The sequence below is a fragment of the Pseudomonas sp. MWU12-3103b genome (genome assembly GCF_023100615.1).
Classification (GTDB): domain Bacteria; phylum Pseudomonadota; class Gammaproteobacteria; order Pseudomonadales; family Pseudomonadaceae; genus Aquipseudomonas; species Aquipseudomonas putida_A.
Genome location: NZ_JALMEY010000001.1, coordinates 517,937 through 534,288, shown reverse-complemented (window position 1 = coordinate 534,288; position 16,352 = coordinate 517,937). Strand labels below are relative to the sequence as shown.

Sequence of the window (16,352 nt, the reverse complement as noted above, 5' to 3'; positions counted from 1 at the left end):
CCGGGTAATAACAACAATGCACCCAAGCCTGACCGAAACACCTGCCCTGTCGCGCCGTGGCCTGCTGAAGTTCAGCCTTGGCGCCACAGCGTTTCTCGCCACCGCCGGCCTCGGCGCCAGCCTCAGTGGCTGTTCATCGAGTGTCGCGGCCTACGGCTTCGTCACTTTGCGCGACGGCGACCTGCTGTTTCTGCGCGCACTGATTCCGGTGATGCTCGAAGGCGCCGTGGCCGCCGAGAAAATGCCCGGTGCGGTGGATGGCACCCTGAAGTCGCTGGACTACAGCCTCGATCACCTGTCGCCGGAAATGCTCAAACTCACCCGGCAATTGTTCGACGTGCTCGGCATGGCGGTCACCCGTGGCCCGCTCACGGGCATTTGGGGCAGTTGGGAAAACGCCAGCCCCGAGGCGATGCGCCACTTCCTCGAGCGCTGGCAGAACAGTTCATTGAGCCTGCTGCGCATGGGCCACAGCTCATTGCAGCAGATGGTGATGATGGCCTGGTACACCCGCGCCGAGTCCTGGGGCCATTGCGGCTACCCCGGCCCGCCTGCCGTCTGAAATCGAGTCGCGCCGTTCGCGAGCAAGCTCGCTCCCACAAGGGAATGCATTTCAATGTGGGAGCGAGCTTGCTCGCGAAGGCGCCAGCCACCACACCACCGCTCCCAGAATAATAAAGAGAACCTGATCAATGCCCGTACCCGACCCGTTCCGCGAAGGCCTCGCCCGTGGCTGGAAAACCTACAACGGCGCCCAACTGACCGGCGACCTGACGCTGCAAGCCGATGTGGCGATCATCGGCAGCGGTGCCGGTGGCGGCACCACGGCAGAAATCCTCAGCGCCGCCGGCTACAAAGTGCTGCTGATCGAAGAAGGCCCGCTCAAGACCAGTGCCGACTTCAAGATGCTCGAAGACCAGGCCTACAGCAGTCTCTATCAGGAAGGCATCGGCCGCATGAGCAAGGACGGCGCGATCACCATCCTCCAGGGCCGTGCGGTGGGCGGCACCACGCTGATCAACTGGACCTCGAGTTTCCGCACGCCCGAGCCGACCCTCGAGCACTGGGCCAAGGAGCACAACGTCAAAGGCCACAGCCCGGCCGAGATGGCGCCGTGGTTCGAAAAAATGGAACAGCGTCTTGGCGTCGCGCCGTGGATGGTCCCGCCCAACGCCAACAACGACGTGATCCGCAAGGGCTGCGAACAGCTCGGCTACAGCTGGCACGTGATCCCGCGCAACGTGCGTGGCTGCTGGAACATCGGCTACTGCGGCATGGGCTGCCCGACCAACGCCAAGCAGTCGATGCTGGTCACCACCATCCCGGCGACCCTGGAAAAGGGCGGCGAGTTGCTGTACCTGGCCCGCGCGGAAAAACTGCTGATCAGTGGCGATAAGATCACTGGCCTGCAATGCGTGGCGATGGACGAGCGTTGCGTCGCGCCGACCGGCCACACCATCACGGTCAAGGCCCGGCATTACGTGCTGGCCGGCGGTGGCATCAACAGCCCGGCACTGCTGCTGCGCTCGGATGCACCGGATCCGCATCAGCGCCTCGGCAAACGCACGTTCCTGCATCTGGTGAACATGTCCGCCGGGCGTTTCGACGAGGTGATCAATCCGTTCTACGGCGCGCCGCAGTCGATCTACTCGGATCATTTCCAGTGGAAGGACGGCACCAGTGGGCCGATGGGCTACAAACTCGAAGTGCCACCGCTGCAACCGGCACTGGCCGCGACCTTGCTCGGCGGTTTCGGCCAGCAGAATGCCGAACACATGGCCGACCTGCCGCACACCCACGCGATGCTCGCGTTGCTGCGCGACGGTTTCCATCCGGACAGCCCCGGCGGCAGTGTCGAATTGCGCGGTGATGGCTCGCCGGTGCTCGACTATCAAGTCTCGCCTTATGCCTGGGAGGGCCTGCGCCGCGCCTTTCACAGCATGGCCGAGATCCAGTTTGCCGGCGGCGCCAAAGCCGTGATGCCGATGCACGCGGATGCGCGCTACGTGAAAACCCTGGCCGAAGCCCGCACTTTGATCGACAGTTTGAGCCTTGAGCTGTACCGCACGCGCCTGGGCAGTGCCCACGTGATGGGCGGTTGTGCGATGGGCGAAGAGCCGAAAAACGCGGTCACCGACAGCCTTGGCCGGCATCATCAACTGAGCAATCTGTCGATCCACGATGGCTCGCTGTTCCCCACCAGCATTGGCGCCAACCCGCAATTGTCGGTGTATGGGCTGACAGCACAATTGGCGACTGCCCTCGCCGATCGGCTGAGAAATCCGTGAAAAAACCGGTTTATCGCGTCGTCTATAGTGCTTTCTTACCCAACAGGCGACTTGGCCGACCGGGACGGCTGCGATACCATCCGACTCCCCAACGGACTCCCGCCAGGACGACGCGATGAACCGAGTGTTGTACCCAGGTACCTTCGACCCTATTACCAAAGGGCATGGCGATCTGGTCGAACGCGCCTCGCGCCTGTTCGATCACGTGATCATTGCGGTCGCCGCCAGCCCGAAGAAAAACCCGCTGTTCCCGCTGGAACAACGGGTTGAGCTGGCTCGCGAGGTCACCAAACACCTGCCCAACGTCGAAGTGGTCGGCTTCTCGACGCTGCTGGCGCATTTCGCCAAGGAGCAGAACGCCAATGTGTTCCTGCGTGGCCTGCGTGCGGTGTCGGACTTCGAATACGAATTCCAGCTGGCCAACATGAACCGCCAGTTGGCCCCGGACGTCGAGAGCCTGTTTCTCACCCCGTCCGAGCGTTATTCGTTCATTTCCTCGACGCTGGTGCGGGAAATCGCCGCGCTGGGCGGCGATATCAGCAAGTTCGTGCACCCGGCCGTGGCCGATGCCCTGACCCTGCGCTTCAAGAAGTAACGACCGTTCAAACGGCGCCCGCGTGCACTGCGGGCGCCAATGCGGCACAATTGCGCGCATTGATTTATAGCGCCCGGGCCTGCCGCCCCGGCTGGAGTTAGCATGTCCCTGATCATCACCGACGATTGCATCAACTGCGACGTCTGCGAACCCGAGTGCCCGAACGCCGCGATTTCCCAAGGCGAAGAGATCTACGTGATCGACCCGAACCTGTGCACCCAGTGCGTCGGCCACTACGACGAGCCGCAGTGCCAACAGGTCTGCCCGGTGGATTGCATTCCGCTGGACGAGGCGCATCCTGAGACTGAAGAACAGTTGATGGAAAAGTACCGCAAGATTACCGGCAAGGCCTGATCTGAACGTTTTGTAGCGCTCTTCCGGGCCTCTTCGCGAGCAAGCCCGCTCCCACATTTGAAATGCGCTCCAATGTGGGAGCGAGCTTGCTCGCGAAAGGGCCATCAGCAGCAGCGCAAAACCCTGATCAGCTCACTCGCGCTGCTCAAACCCCTCCCCCGTACACCCCAGACACCGCACAAACGCCGCTTTCGCCGGATCCACCACCAGCGCCTGCCCCGCATCACCTACCCCGCCACCCAGCGCGGTAAACGGCAATGACACTACAAACACCCCCGCACCCAGCACCGTTGCCACCACCAATAAAGGTCGGGCAATCAGCAAATCGCCGATCATGGCGTAGGCGGGAGGGTTCTGGATGGTGTAGCGCGGATCACCGCTGCCATGCTCCGCGGCCTGAACGGCCAGGCTGGAACACAGCAACAGTGTGGCAAAGAGGACTTGCAAGGACTTCATGGCACGATCCTTCGGGCTGAACAGTGAGACCACTCACTATAGACCGTAGGACTTTTTCAGATTTTTGCCTCAGGTCTGGCAGCGCGGACAGAACACACTGGCCCGTTGCCCCAGCTTCACTTCCCGCAGGCCAGTACCGCAGACCTTGCAGTGCTCACCACCGCGACCATAGACAAACAGTTCCTGCTGGAAGTAGCCGGGCTGCCCGTCACCGCCGATGAAATCCCGCAACGTGGTGCCGCCGCGCTCGATGGCTGCGGCGAGGATGCGTTTGATCTCGATCGCCAGCTTCAGATACCGCGCCCGGGAGATACTTTTGGCTTCGCGGCGCGGATCGATCCCGGCGGCGAACAGCGCTTCGGTCGCGTAAATGTTGCCGACGCCGACCACCACCGCGTTGTCCATGATGAACGGCTTGACCGCCATCGAACGCCCGCGCGACAGCTGGAACAGGCGCTCACCGTCGAACAGATCGGTCAATGGCTCCGGCCCGAGGCGTATCAGCAGTTCGTGATTGAGCGGATCGGTGCTCCACAGCATCGCGCCGAAGCGGCGCGGATCGGTGTAGCGCAGCGCCAGACCGGATTCCAGCTCGATATCGACGTGCTCATGCTTGAGCGCCGGCAACCCGACTTCCACCAGCCGCAAGTTGCCCGACATGCCCAAGTGACTGATCAACGTGCCGACTTCGGCATTGATCAACAGATACTTGGCCCGCCGCTCGACCAGCACGATGCGCTGCCCGGAAAGACGCACATCGAGGTCTTCGGGGATCGGCCAGCGCAGCCGACGATCCCGCACGATCACCCGGCTGACGCGCTGGCCTTCCAGGTGCGGAGCAATGCCCCGGCGGGTGGTTTCGACTTCCGGCAGTTCAGGCATGGTGTCCTCGAATCAATGCGCGCCGAGGTCGCGGATCGTCTGTTTGAGGGTTTCGAAATCGTAGTCCGACAGGCCCACGTAATCGAGAATCAGCGGGCCAATGCTGTTCCACTCGTGGTCTTCGGTCTGGTTGCCCAGCACCCGATAAGACGCACAGATGTGCTCGGCCATCTTCAAGATCGCCAGCAGATTCTTCATCTGGCTGTTGCGCGAGGATTCGTCGCTGAAGATCGCCAGCGCATTGTGGTGATTGGCGATCGCCGTGCTGACGTGTTCCGGCAGGCGCCACGACTTGGCGGTGTAGTAGCCGACCACGGCGTGGTTGGTATTGAACTCGGCGTTCTCGGTGTCCACCACCCGGCATTCGGCGCTGGCATTGGCGTAAGCCTTTTCCAGTACCGACATGTAATTGGGGAAGCGCTGCAGCATCAACGGCACGCCGCAGTCGTGGAACAGCCCCAAGGCATAAGCTTCGTCGCCGGCCTGAGTGCCGATGCGCTTGGCCAGGGTCAGGCAGGTCATCGCCACGTCCTGGGCGGTGTCCCAGAAACGGTTGAGGGTGACGATGGTGTCGTCGTTCATCTCGCCCTTGATCGACTGCGCGTTGATCAGGTTGATGATCGACCGACTGCCCAAAAGGTTCACCGCACGCTGGATCGAAGTGATCTTGTTGCTCAGGCCGTAATACGGCGAATTGACGATTTTCAGCAGAGAACCGGACAGACCGGGATCCTGGGCGATCAGCTTGGCGATCACCTCCAGGTCCGGGTCGGGCATGTACTGCTCCATCTGCAGATCCACCATGATCTGCGGCTGCGCGGGCACGCTGATGCCTTGCAGGGATTGTTGAATCTGTTCGGTGGTCAGCTCTTGGGACATAAGTACACACTCTGGGACAGGCGGCGATTCTAACCTCTAAAAACCGCACGAAGACACACCAGTGGGCAATTGTCAGGAACTTTCATTCACGCTCAGGCTTCGGACTTTGTAAGGCCGACCGGACAATCAAGCACCGGCTCGGCGGTATTTTCCCGCAGACTCAGGAGCTTATCGATGGCTACTTCCCTCACTGGCAAACGCGTCGCCATTTTAGTAACAGACGGTTTCGAACAGGTCGAACTGACCGGGCCCAAGCAAGCACTGGAGCAGGCCGGCGCCCAGGTCGACATCCTTTCGGCCGAGGCCGGCAAGGTCAAAGGCTGGAACCACGACAAACCGGCGGATGACTTCAAGGTCGATCAGACCTTTCAAGGCGCCAGCAGCGAGCAGTACGACGCGATCGTCCTGCCGGGCGGCGTGCAGAACTCCGACACCATCCGCATCGACCAGGATGCCCAGCATCTGGTCAAGACCGGCGCCTCCGCCGGCAAACCGATTGCAGTGATCTGCCATGGCGGCTGGCTGCTGATTTCCGCCGGGCTGGTCAATGGCAAGACCATGACCAGTTTCAAGACACTCAAGGATGACCTGGTCAATGCCGGGGCCAACTGGGTGGATAAAGAAGTGGTCAAAGACGGCCACCTGATCAGCAGCCGTCAGCCGGATGATATTCCAGCGTTCAACAAGGAGTTGATCAGCGCCCTGTCAGCCTGATCTGTGGGCTAGTGAATTTATGTGGTGAGGGGATTTATCCCCGATGGACAGCCCAGCTGTCCCAAATCGACTTACGCGGTCAGTCAGAAAACTGCGTTGGGGGTTTGCGGCTGCTGCGCAGCCGATCGGGGATAAATCCCCTCGCCACAGGTAATGTCTTCCACCGGCAATGACTTGCCACATGTCCACTCACCAGCCAATCGGGCCGAGCAACACGGTATACTCCCGCTCTTTTTTCCGGAGCGACGTCATGTCCCTGCCTAGCCTGCGCCTCAAAGCCAACGCCGACCGTCGCCTGCGCAACGGCCACTTGTGGGTCTACAGCAACGAAATCGATGTGGCCGCCACGCCACTGCACGGCTTCAAGGCCGGCGATCAGGCGATCCTCGAAGCCGCGGGCGGCAAGCCGCTGGGCATCGTCGCCATGAGCCCGAACAACCTGATCTGCGCGCGTCTGCTGTCGCGTGACATCAAACTGGCACTGGACAAGTCGCTGCTGGTACACCGCCTGAACGTGGCCCTGTCGCTGCGCGAGCGCCTGTTCGACAAGCCGTTCTACCGCCTGGTTTACGGCGACTCCGACCTGCTGCCGGGTCTGGTGGTCGACCGTTTCGGCGACATCCTCGTGGTGCAGATTGCCTCGGCAACCATGGAAGCGCACAAAGATGACGTGATCGCTGCACTGACCCAAGTGCTCAAGCCAAGCGGCATCCTGTTCAAGAACGACTCCGCCGCCCGTGACGCCGAAGGCCTCAACCGCTACGTCGAAACCGTGTTCGGTCTGGTGCCGGAGTGGGTGGCCCTGGAAGAGAACGGCGTGAAATTCGAAGCACCGGTCATCGGCGGCCAGAAAACCGGCTGGTTCTACGACCACCGCATGAACCGCGCCCGCCTCGCCCCCTACGCCAAAGGCAAACGCGTCCTCGACCTCTATAGCTACATCGGTGGCTGGGGCGTGCAGGCTGCGGCGTTCGGTGCCAGCGAAGTGTTCTGCGTCGACGCGTCGGGCTTCGCCCTCGACGGCGTCGAGCGTAACGCCGCGCTGAACGGCTTCGCCGACAAGATGACTTGCATCGAAGGCGACGTCTTCGAAGCGTTGAAGGAACTCAAGGCGAGTGAAGAACGTTTCGACGTGATCGTTGCCGACCCGCCAGCGTTCATCAAGCGCAAGAAAGACATGAAGAACGGTGAAGGCGCCTACCGTCGTCTGAACGAGCAAGCCATGCGCCTGCTGACCAAGGACGGCATTCTGGTCAGCGCTTCGTGCTCCATGCACCTGCCAGAGGACGATCTGCAAAACATCCTGCTGACCAGCGCCCGTCACCTGGACCGCAACATCCAGATGCTCGAGCGCGGCGGTCAGGGCCCGGACCACCCGGTACACCCGGCCATCGCCGAGACTCGCTACATCAAGAGCATCACCTGCCGCCTGCTGCCTAACAGCTGATCGGCCCATGAAACGGGGAGCCTGCGGGCTTCCCGTTGGCTTTACGGCGATGCAATGTCGTCGAATTTCTTCCTCTTTCCTACAACTAACTTCCTACATGCATGCAGGACATTTCCCTGCGAATTACATTTCAACATCTAATACTTACAAGTTTGCCCTTGCAGCACGCCCACTCCGACAAAATTAATAGAAATTTCCTACCCAAGTATCGCTTGCCAATAATTCATTACAACCTATTATTAAGTTGTCACCACGACGGTGACATTCACTCTCAATGAACAAGGAGTTCATACTTATGAAAGCAATTACTCTGGAAACCAACCAAATCGCAAACCTGGCCTTCCTGGTTGCGCCTAAAGCCCGCTAAGTGAGCCAGAACGCTGGGGATTGCCGGCACCCCAGCGTTCTTCCGACCCGTTCCAGAGCGATGAACACAACATGCATATCAATCCCTATTTATTCATATTGCCGCGCACGCCCGGACAAATAGTCTGGAACTATAAAGACCACACCCAACATGAACTTGATCTGACTTACTCCTGTCGACTTGCACAACTTATCAACAATCCGGAACAGTTCGACAGACGTAACATCATAGACTCACAACTTCTGAACGCGGGCATATTAACCGTTGCAAAAATAGACAGTCCGCCATGGGGCTGGGATGAATTGTCGAAGATTTATCATATTGGCACCCAGAACATTCCCTGCGAACAGATACCCCAGAATATTCACGAGTGGTCCAGGCAATACCTGAACCATTGCAACGCGGTGCTGACTACACCGGCCCCTGCACTAGATCGGTCGACACCTCAAGACGAACCTCGAATCGCCCTGCCCGCCTCCGCGGCCCTGACCGTTGCCAGCTTGGGCAATGTCCTGCGCCTGAGAAAAACCTGCCGCTCTTTCACTGGCGCAGCGATCACCCTCAATGATGTCGGTACACTGCTGTACCTCTCGCTGGGCTTTCTTCGCCATCGCGACAATGACCGCGACGAGAGCATCGCCGAAGGCCTCGGTGCCCGGCGCAGCAGCCCGTCGGGTGGAGGATTGAATGCCTGTGAAGGGTTTCTTCTGGCACGCAATATCGAGGGCCTCGAACCGGGTGTCTACGCCTATCACCCGGCAGAACACGCACTCAGCCGGGTCAATCCTTTGCCCGACCCCGCGCTGGGTCATTTGCTGGCGGGTCAGCACTTCATCAATAACCTGCCACTGGGTCTGTTCATCACCGCTCGTTTCGACAAGCTCTGGTGGAAGTATGAACACTCACGCGCCTATCGCATGGCGTTTGTCGAGGCGGGTCATCTGTCGCAAACCTTTCAACTGGTGGCCACAGCGCTGGGCCTGGGAACGTGGCTGACCGGGGCATTTGCCGACCGCCAGGTCGAAGCCCTGCTCAAACTCGAAGGCAGCGCTGAACAACCGTTGTTCTTTGTCGGCTGCGGCGCCAGCGACGGTCAGGCGATGTGCCAGGAAATGCGCGACCTGTTGCAGGAGACGCGCAAATGAGCGCATCAACCGTGGATCAGCCCGAAGCGCCAGAGTCCTGGGCGCTTCGATTCACCCTCGGCGACTGGAACAACCACGCTTCGGTACGCACCAGCCGGCACGACTACCAGTTGCCGGCAGACCTGCAATTGCAACTGCAAACCCGCTTCTGGTTTCCGCCGGCATTCCTGCCGTATCTGTCCCACCCGGCCATCGAAGCCGCAGGCAGCAGGGTCATGCATCGGCTGGCTGCCAACCACCTGGTGCACTTTCTCGACTACACCACGCTGCTTGAACACCGTATCGTCAACCGCGCCGTGGAAACCATCGTCCACGGCGAGTTGCCCGCGTACATTCCGTCAAGGATGAAAACCGCCGCGCTGCAGCTCTATACCGACGAGGGTTATCACGCACTGTTCTCCCATCATCTGGCTGAACAGATCGCCGAACTGCATGGTTTCACCGGTCGTCCACAGATGCCGCTGCGCATCACCCGTCTGACGGGTCAGATCGCCCGAACGCCGGAGAGCAAACGCCCGCTGGCATGGTTTCTGCTCGGCTTCGTCTCCGAAACCATCATTGCCCGGGAGTTGCTGGATGTGTGTCGGGAAACGCTGGTCAGCAGCGTGAACGACATGCTGCGCGACCACCTCGCTGATGAAGCGCGCCACAGCCGTTTTTTTTCCGAGGTCTTTCACTACCTCTGGTTGACCCTGAACAGCCGCCAGCGCGCCTTTGCGGCCAGAACCTTGCTGGAGACCCTGGCGACCTTCTTCGAAGTCGACGAGCAATGGCTGCACCAAAGCCTGCGCCGCGCTGGCATTGGCGAAGGTGCGATCAAGGAAATCCTCGACAGCCTGACCAACGAACAGGCCAGCCGCCAGCGTGCCCGATCCGGAGCCACGGCTACGCTTGCTGCACTCGAAAAAGCCGGATTCTTCGCGCTACCCAACAACCGCAAACTTTTCGCCAAGGCAGGACTGATCGATGCTTGAAGGAAGAACGGTGGTAACGACCCGACAACGACGCGGGGCGATCAGCCTGCTTTTGGCCATGGTGCTGCTGGGGGTGTTTCCGCTGGACGTCCTGCTGCCGTCGTTCCCGGCGCTGGCCGAACACTTCGCCAGCACTCCGACCGACATCGCCCTGTCGATCAGCCTGTTCGCGGTGGGCATCGCCTTTGCCCAACTGCTGATCGGGCCGTTGTCCGACGTCATCGGGCGCAAGGGCTTGCTGCTCGCCGGCATGGCTGTCTCGATCCTCGGCGCCATCGGCTGCGTAATGACCAATGACTACACGCTGTTCATGGCCTTTCGCATCGTGCAGGCCATCGGCTGTGGCTGTTTCGTCCTGTCACAGGCGCTGGTGCAGGATCTGTTCGAGGGCGCAGAGCGCGATCGCCTGCGGATCCTGATGGTGACCGCCACCGGGATCTTCATCTCCATATCACCGCTGGCCGGAACCTTTCTGCAGGCGACCCTGGGCTGGCGTGGCAGCTTCTGGCTGTTCATCGCACTGGCGGCGGTGGTGTTGCTCAAGGCCTGGCTGTTTCTGGACGGCGGTCGGCCAGTCGCCAAAGGCACACCGCTCAACTTCCTCAGCGCCTACCGGCGAGTGCTGGCGGATTTCGAGTTCGTCGGCTACTGGCTGATCTCGGCTTTCGCGTTCGCCTGCCACTTCTCGTTCATCGTCATTTCGCCGTTGATCTTCATGGATCAGTTGCAGCTCTCAGCCTATGACTTCTCACTGATCCTGCTGATCTACGGTGCGGCCTATGTGACCGGCGGGATTGCCGCCACGCTGTTGAGCCGGCGCATCAGCTCTGCGCAACAGATCGTGGCCGGGTTGAGCCTGATTCTGCTGGCAGGGCTGGTGATGCTATTCCTGTCGCAGTACTTCGCACTCTCGCCCGTCACGGTATTGATCCCGATGCTGATCTGCACCGCCGGCACCACCATTGCACGCCCGGCCGCCACCTCACGCGCCATGGGCCTGTTCCCGGAGAACGCCGGTACTTCGGCCTCGGCCGGTAGCACGATCATCTTCATCTGCGGCGGGTTGATCAGTGCGCTGATCAGCCTGAGTCCAGGCAACCTGCAAGCCACTCTCGGCTACTGTTTTGTCCTGCTCAGTTGCATCGCGCTGGCGCTGAACAAGAGGATCAGCCATCGCGCCAGCGTCATCGAAAACGGCGCCGTCACGCCCTCTGGCAGCGATTGAGCCTGCCGGTCGTCATGCCATACGCACCGTCAGCACTGGAACAACGCTTTGCGCCATTCCCTCCAGACGCCAGCGGTGTAGAATCGGCTGATTCATCGCCATTCATCCCCCGGCGGGTTTATGAGCTCAGGCTGAGGCAAGCGGCGATCCCGCAAAGTCATCGGCAACATCCGGGACACACGGCCATTTCTGAGTGTTCCAGACGTCAATAGAAGCTCACTCCCTTTTGATACCTGATTAGCCGCCCGGAGTGCTCCATGCCAGATTACCGCTCGAAAACATCCACCCACGGCCGCAACATGGCCGGCGCCCGCGCACTGTGGCGCGCCACCGGGATGAAAGATGACGACTTCAAGAAGCCGATCATCGCCATTGCCAACTCCTTCACCCAGTTCGTGCCGGGCCACGTGCACCTCAAAGACCTCGGTCAACTGGTTGCCCGGGAAATCGAACGCGCCGGTGGCGTAGCGAAAGAATTCAACACCATCGCCGTGGATGACGGCATCGCCATGGGTCACGACGGCATGCTCTATTCGCTGCCGAGCCGCGAGATCATCGCCGACTCTGTCGAATACATGGTCAACGCCCACTGCGCCGACGCCATCGTCTGCATCTCCAACTGCGACAAGATCACCCCGGGCATGTTGATGGCCGCTCTGCGCCTGAACATTCCGGTGATCTTCGTTTCCGGCGGTCCGATGGAAGCCGGCAAGACCAAACTCGCTTCCCACGGCCTCGACCTCGTCGACGCCATGGTGATCGCCGCCGACTCCAGCGCTTCTGACGAGAAGGTTGCCGAGTACGAGCGCAGCGCCTGCCCGACCTGCGGTTCATGCTCCGGCATGTTCACCGCCAACTCGATGAACTGCCTGACCGAAGCGCTGGGCCTGGCATTGCCGGGCAACGGTTCGACCCTCGCGACCCACAGCGACCGCGAGCAGTTGTTCCTGCAGGCCGGCCGCACCATCGTCGAGCTGTGCAAGCGCTACTACGGCGAAAACGACGAGTCCGTGCTGCCGCGCAACATCGCCAACTTCAAGGCGTTCGAGAACGCAATGATGCTCGACATCGCCATGGGCGGTTCGACCAACACCATCCTGCACCTGCTGGCTGCTGCCCAGGAAGCCGAGATCGATTTCGATCTGCGCGACATCGACCGTCTCTCGCGCAGCGTGCCGCAACTGTGCAAGGTCGCGCCGAACATCCAGAAGTACCACATGGAAGACGTGCACCGCGCCGGCGGCATCTTCAGCATTCTCGGTTCGCTGGCCCGTGGCGGCCTGCTGCACACCGACCTGCCGACCGTGCACAGCCGCAGCATGGAAGAAGCCATCGCCAAGTGGGACATCACCCAGACCGACGATGAAGCCGTGCACCACTTCTTCAAGGCCGGCCCGGCGGGCATCCCGACCCAGACCGCGTTCAGCCAGTCGACCCGTTGGGAAACCCTCGACGACGACCGTGAAAACGGCTGCATCCGCAGCTTCGAACACGCCTATTCGAAAGAAGGTGGCCTGGCCGTGCTGTACGGCAACATCGCTCTCGACGGTTGCGTGGTGAAAACCGCCGGCGTCGACGAGTCGATCCACGTCTTCGAAGGCAACGCGAAGATCTTCGAAAGCCAGGACAGCGCGGTGCGCGGCATCCTCGCCGACGAAGTGAAGGAAGGCGACATCGTCATCATTCGCTACGAAGGCCCGAAAGGCGGCCCGGGCATGCAGGAAATGCTCTACCCGACCTCGTACCTGAAGTCCAAAGGTCTGGGCAAAGCCTGTGCGTTGCTCACCGACGGTCGTTTCTCTGGCGGTACTTCCGGCCTGTCGATCGGCCACGCTTCGCCAGAGGCTGCGGCCGGTGGCGCGATCGGTCTGGTGCAGGACGGCGACAAAGTGCTGATCGACATCCCGAACCGCTCGATCAACCTGTTGGTCAGCGATGAAGAACTGGCTGCGCGCCGGGTCGAACAGGACAAGAAAGGCTGGAAACCGGTCGAGCAACGTCCACGCAAAGTGACCACTGCGCTCAAGGCCTACGCCCTGCTGGCGACCAGCGCCGACAAGGGTGCGGTGCGTAACAAGGCGATGCTCGACGGGCTGTAAGCGTCAATCGCAAAAACAAAAATGCCCCGCCAAAGTGCGGGGCATTTTTTTGCCTGATCCAAAAACAATGAAGATCAAAACTGTGGGAGCGGGCTTGCTCGCGAAAGCGGTCTACCGGTCAAAAAATCTCCCGCCTGACACTCCCTCTTCGCGAGCAAGCCCGCTCCCACAAGGGACTGTCAGTGATTCTGGAATCTGAGTTCCAACAGGGATTGGGGGCTTACTGGATTTCTTCAGGCTTGACGATCACCCAGTTTTTGTCCGCCGTCACCGGCAACCCTTCCTTGGCCTGCGCCGCCGCATGCTTGGCCATCATGCCGTTGAGCTGGGTCATGTATTTGTCCTTGCGGTTGACCCACAAGTGAATGCCGCCCTTGGCCACATCCACATCGTGGAACAGCATGTAACCGTCGCTGCTCGGGGTATCGCCGCCCACCAGCACCGGTTTTTTCCACTCGTCGATATAGGTCAGAATCGCCGCGTGTTTGCCGGCCATCCAGGTTGCCGGGGTCCACAGGTACGGGGTCAGTTCGAGGCCGAGGTTGGCCTTCTCGTCATACTTGCCGGCGGTGATCTGCTTGCGTGCGGTCGTCAGCTCGCCGGTTTCGCGGTTCTTCAGCAAGGTGGTCACGCCGATCACGTTCTGCGGTTTGACGTTGTAACCGTACTTCGGATCGGCCGCGACCATGCGCACCAGTTCTTCGGAGGCGGCGGTCATCACGTAAACCTCGATGCCGTTCTCCATCAGCTTGTTGTACAGCTCGGCCTGGCCGGTGAAGACTTTCGGCGGCTGCACATCGATGTTCTTCACTACATCGCCTTCGTAGTAAGTGGCCGGCACCGGTTTGCCCGACGCCATCAGCTCATCGACGTAGCCCTTGAGTTCCTTGAGAGTGAAGCCGGAGAACACCTGCGCCACCCACGGGTAGCAGACCATGTCGTCGACTTCGCACAGGCGATAGTAGTAACTGAACAGGCTTTCCTTGTGGTCGGCGGTGTCCTTGAACGGCATCAGTTTCAGGGAGGGATCGAGTTTGTCGCGGGTGATCAGGCCCTTGTTTTCCATGAACGGCAGCAACGACTCTTCGAGGTCGTAGCGGTAACTGGTGTTGTCCATGTCGAACACCGCGTAGTTACCCTTGTTGGCATTGGCGGCGATCATCGCGTCCAGTGCCTTGGCCTGATCCGCCGGCCAGTGCTTCAGGTCGGTGGCGAATGCGTGAGCGGCCAAGCCCAATCCAAGAACCACAGCGAGCATTTTCGGTGCGAACTTCATCGGCGTTTTCTCCCTGACTGAAAGACATCGACGCTAACAAATAAGTGTGACAGTCCTCGTCTGTCAGCGACCGCTTACGTCTCCTCAACGCCAGTTGCATTGCCGAGAGCGACAAGTGCTTATTCCAAAAACGACGGACAACCTGCGATTTCGGTATTAATTCATTGGAAATCAAACTGTTAGGCTTGCCGGTTCGCAGTTGCCCGAGAAGGTGACTGGCACAAGTCTTATCGGAGTCTTCATGAATCTGCCGCTGATCCTCAATCTGCTGGTGTTCCTCGCCCTGCTCTTCGGTCTGGCGCAAACCCGCCACACCACTTGGAGCCTGGCAAAAAAAGTCCTGCTCGCGCTGGTGCTCGGCGTAGCCTTCGGTGTTGCCCTGCACACTGTTTACGGTGCCGGCAACCCGGTACTGAAAGCCTCGATCGGCTGGTTCGATCTGGTCGGCAACGGCTACGTGCAGTTGCTGCAAATGATCGTGATCCCGCTGGTGTTCGCCTCGATCCTCAGCGCGGTTGCGCGTCTGCACAACGCCTCGTCGCTAGGCAAGATCAGCTTCCTGACCATCGGCACCCTGCTGTTTACCACCGCGATTGCGGCGCTGATCGGTATCGGCCTGACCAACCTGTTCGGTCTCACCGCCGAAGGTCTGGTCGCCGGCACGCAGGAAATGGCCCGCCTGCAAACCATCCAGACCGACTACGCCGGCAAGGTCGCCGACCTGAATGTGCCGCAGCTGCTGCTGTCGTTCATTCCGCAGAACCCGTTCGCCGACCTGGCCCGGGCCAAGCCGACCTCGATCATCAGCGTGGTGATCTTCGCCGCGTTCCTCGGGGTCGCGGCGCTGCAACTGCTCAAGGATGATGCCGAGAAAGGTCAGAAAGTGATCAATGCCATCGACACCCTGCAAGCCTGGGTGATGCGTCTGGTGCGTCTGGTGATGAAGCTGACCCCGTACGGCGTGCTGGCGCTGATGACCAAAGTGGTCGCCGGTTCCAACCTGCAGGACATCATCAAGCTCGGCAGTTTCGTTGTGGTTTCGTACCTCGGTCTGGGCCTGATGTTCGTGGTGCATGGCCTGCTGGTGTCGGCCGCCGGGATCAACCCGCTGCGTTTCTTCCGCAAGATCTGGCCGGTGCTGACGTTCGCGTTCACCAGCCGCTCCAGCGCGGCGAGCATTCCGCTGAGCATCGAAGCGCAGACCCGTCGCCTGGGCATTCCGCAGTCGATCGCCAGTTTCGCCGCCTCGTTCGGTGCGACCATCGGCCAGAACGGCTGCGCCGGCCTGTACCCGGCAATGTTGGCGGTGATGGTTGCGCCAACCGTCGGCATCAACCCGCTGGACCCGCTGTGGATCGCGACGCTGGTGGCGATTGTGACCTTGAGTTCGGCCGGTGTGGCCGGGGTCGGTGGCGGCGCGACGTTTGCCGCACTGATCGTGCTGCCGGCGATGGGCTTGCCGGTGTCACTGGTGGCCCTGCTGATTTCGGTTGAGCCGCTGATCGACATGGGTCGTACGGCGTTGAACGTGAGTGGTTCGATCACCGCCGGTGCGATTACCAGCCAAGTGATGCAGCAGACCGATAAAGCACTGCTGGATGCGGATGAGCATGCGGAGCTGGCTCAGGCTTAAATTCTTCTTTGCCTGACC

15 protein-coding genes are annotated in these 16,352 nt (G+C 60.6%); 11 read left to right on the top strand and 4 right to left on the bottom strand.

Going from position 1 to position 16,352, the window contains the following annotated elements:
* The first annotated feature begins 16 nt into the window (after positions 1 to 16).
* The 4 genes from M0808_RS02455 to M0808_RS02440 all read left to right on the top strand — a co-directional run bounded on the left by M0808_RS02455 (position 17) and on the right by M0808_RS02440 (position 3,237).
* Positions 17 to 562: a twin-arginine translocation pathway signal protein gene (locus M0808_RS02455; RefSeq protein WP_247839766.1), complete on the top strand. Its 546-nt coding sequence runs from the start codon at positions 17 to 19 to the stop codon at positions 560 to 562.
* Between the two features lie 130 nt (positions 563 to 692).
* Positions 693 to 2,288, top strand: coding sequence for a GMC family oxidoreductase (locus M0808_RS02450; RefSeq protein ID WP_247839764.1), 1,596 nt, complete (start codon positions 693 to 695; stop codon positions 2,286 to 2,288).
* 115 nt (positions 2,289 to 2,403) lie between these two features.
* The gene (gene coaD, locus M0808_RS02445) at positions 2,404 to 2,883 is read left to right on the top strand and encodes a pantetheine-phosphate adenylyltransferase (RefSeq protein ID WP_003229157.1); all 480 of its coding nucleotides are present in this window, start codon (positions 2,404 to 2,406) and stop codon (positions 2,881 to 2,883) included.
* A 102-nt stretch (positions 2,884 to 2,985) separates the two neighbouring features.
* Positions 2,986 to 3,237, top strand: a complete 252-nt coding sequence (locus tag M0808_RS02440; protein ID WP_003195146.1) for a YfhL family 4Fe-4S dicluster ferredoxin — start codon at positions 2,986 to 2,988, stop codon at positions 3,235 to 3,237.
* A 132-nt stretch (positions 3,238 to 3,369) separates the two neighbouring features.
* Here M0808_RS02440 and M0808_RS02435 read toward each other — a convergent pair whose 3' ends face one another.
* The 3 genes from M0808_RS02435 to M0808_RS02425 all read right to left on the bottom strand — a co-directional run bounded on the left by M0808_RS02435 (position 3,370) and on the right by M0808_RS02425 (position 5,400).
* On the bottom strand, positions 3,370 to 3,693 hold the full coding sequence (locus M0808_RS02435; protein WP_027610558.1) for a hypothetical protein: 324 nt from the start codon (positions 3,691 to 3,693) through the stop codon (positions 3,370 to 3,372).
* 69 nt (positions 3,694 to 3,762) lie between these two features.
* Entirely contained in the window at positions 3,763 to 4,575 is an 813-nt protein-coding gene (mutM, locus tag M0808_RS02430) for a bifunctional DNA-formamidopyrimidine glycosylase/DNA-(apurinic or apyrimidinic site) lyase (protein ID WP_003229159.1), read from the bottom strand.
* 12 nt (positions 4,576 to 4,587) lie between these two features.
* Positions 4,588 to 5,400 carry an HDOD domain-containing protein gene (locus tag M0808_RS02425; protein WP_171061892.1) on the bottom strand — a complete coding sequence of 271 codons (813 nt, stop codon included), beginning with the start codon at positions 5,398 to 5,400 and terminating at the stop codon, positions 4,588 to 4,590.
* 228 nt (positions 5,401 to 5,628) lie between these two features.
* Here M0808_RS02425 and M0808_RS02420 point away from each other — a divergent pair, with 228 nt between their 5' ends.
* The 6 genes from M0808_RS02420 (at position 5,629) to ilvD (ending at position 13,425) form a co-directional block, all read left to right on the top strand.
* Positions 5,629 to 6,168: a type 1 glutamine amidotransferase domain-containing protein gene (locus M0808_RS02420; RefSeq protein ID WP_247839762.1), complete on the top strand. Its 540-nt coding sequence runs from the start codon at positions 5,629 to 5,631 to the stop codon at positions 6,166 to 6,168.
* A gap of 250 nt (positions 6,169 to 6,418) precedes the next feature.
* Positions 6,419 to 7,615, top strand: a complete 1,197-nt coding sequence (locus tag M0808_RS02415; protein WP_047596614.1) for a class I SAM-dependent rRNA methyltransferase — start codon at positions 6,419 to 6,421, stop codon at positions 7,613 to 7,615.
* 438 nt (positions 7,616 to 8,053) lie between these two features.
* A complete protein-coding gene (locus tag M0808_RS02410) occupies positions 8,054 to 9,127 on the top strand; it encodes a SagB family peptide dehydrogenase (protein ID WP_247839760.1) in 1,074 nt (357 codons plus the stop codon).
* Positions 9,124 to 10,101: a diiron oxygenase gene (locus M0808_RS02405; protein WP_247839758.1), complete on the top strand. Its 978-nt coding sequence runs from the start codon at positions 9,124 to 9,126 to the stop codon at positions 10,099 to 10,101. The genes M0808_RS02410 and M0808_RS02405 overlap by 4 nt, the downstream gene beginning before the upstream one ends.
* Positions 10,094 to 11,326 (top strand): MFS transporter, encoded by a 1,233-nt coding sequence (locus M0808_RS02400; RefSeq protein WP_247839757.1) that lies wholly within the window; start codon positions 10,094 to 10,096, stop codon positions 11,324 to 11,326. Before M0808_RS02405 ends, M0808_RS02400 begins: the two co-directional genes overlap by 8 nt.
* 257 nt (positions 11,327 to 11,583) lie before the next feature.
* Positions 11,584 to 13,425, top strand: a complete 1,842-nt coding sequence (gene ilvD, locus M0808_RS02395) for a dihydroxy-acid dehydratase (protein WP_086792292.1) — start codon at positions 11,584 to 11,586, stop codon at positions 13,423 to 13,425.
* A 220-nt stretch (positions 13,426 to 13,645) separates the two neighbouring features.
* On the opposite strand, the gene M0808_RS02390 is transcribed toward ilvD, so the two are convergent.
* Positions 13,646 to 14,701 (bottom strand): phosphorylcholine phosphatase, encoded by a 1,056-nt coding sequence (locus M0808_RS02390; protein WP_097088939.1) that lies wholly within the window; start codon positions 14,699 to 14,701, stop codon positions 13,646 to 13,648.
* Between the two features lie 241 nt (positions 14,702 to 14,942).
* On the opposite strand from M0808_RS02390, the gene M0808_RS02385 reads away from it, so the two are divergent.
* Positions 14,943 to 16,334 carry an L-cystine transporter gene (locus M0808_RS02385; protein ID WP_097088937.1) on the top strand — a complete coding sequence of 464 codons (1,392 nt, stop codon included), beginning with the start codon at positions 14,943 to 14,945 and terminating at the stop codon, positions 16,332 to 16,334.
* Positions 16,335 to 16,352: the final 18 nt, after the last annotated feature.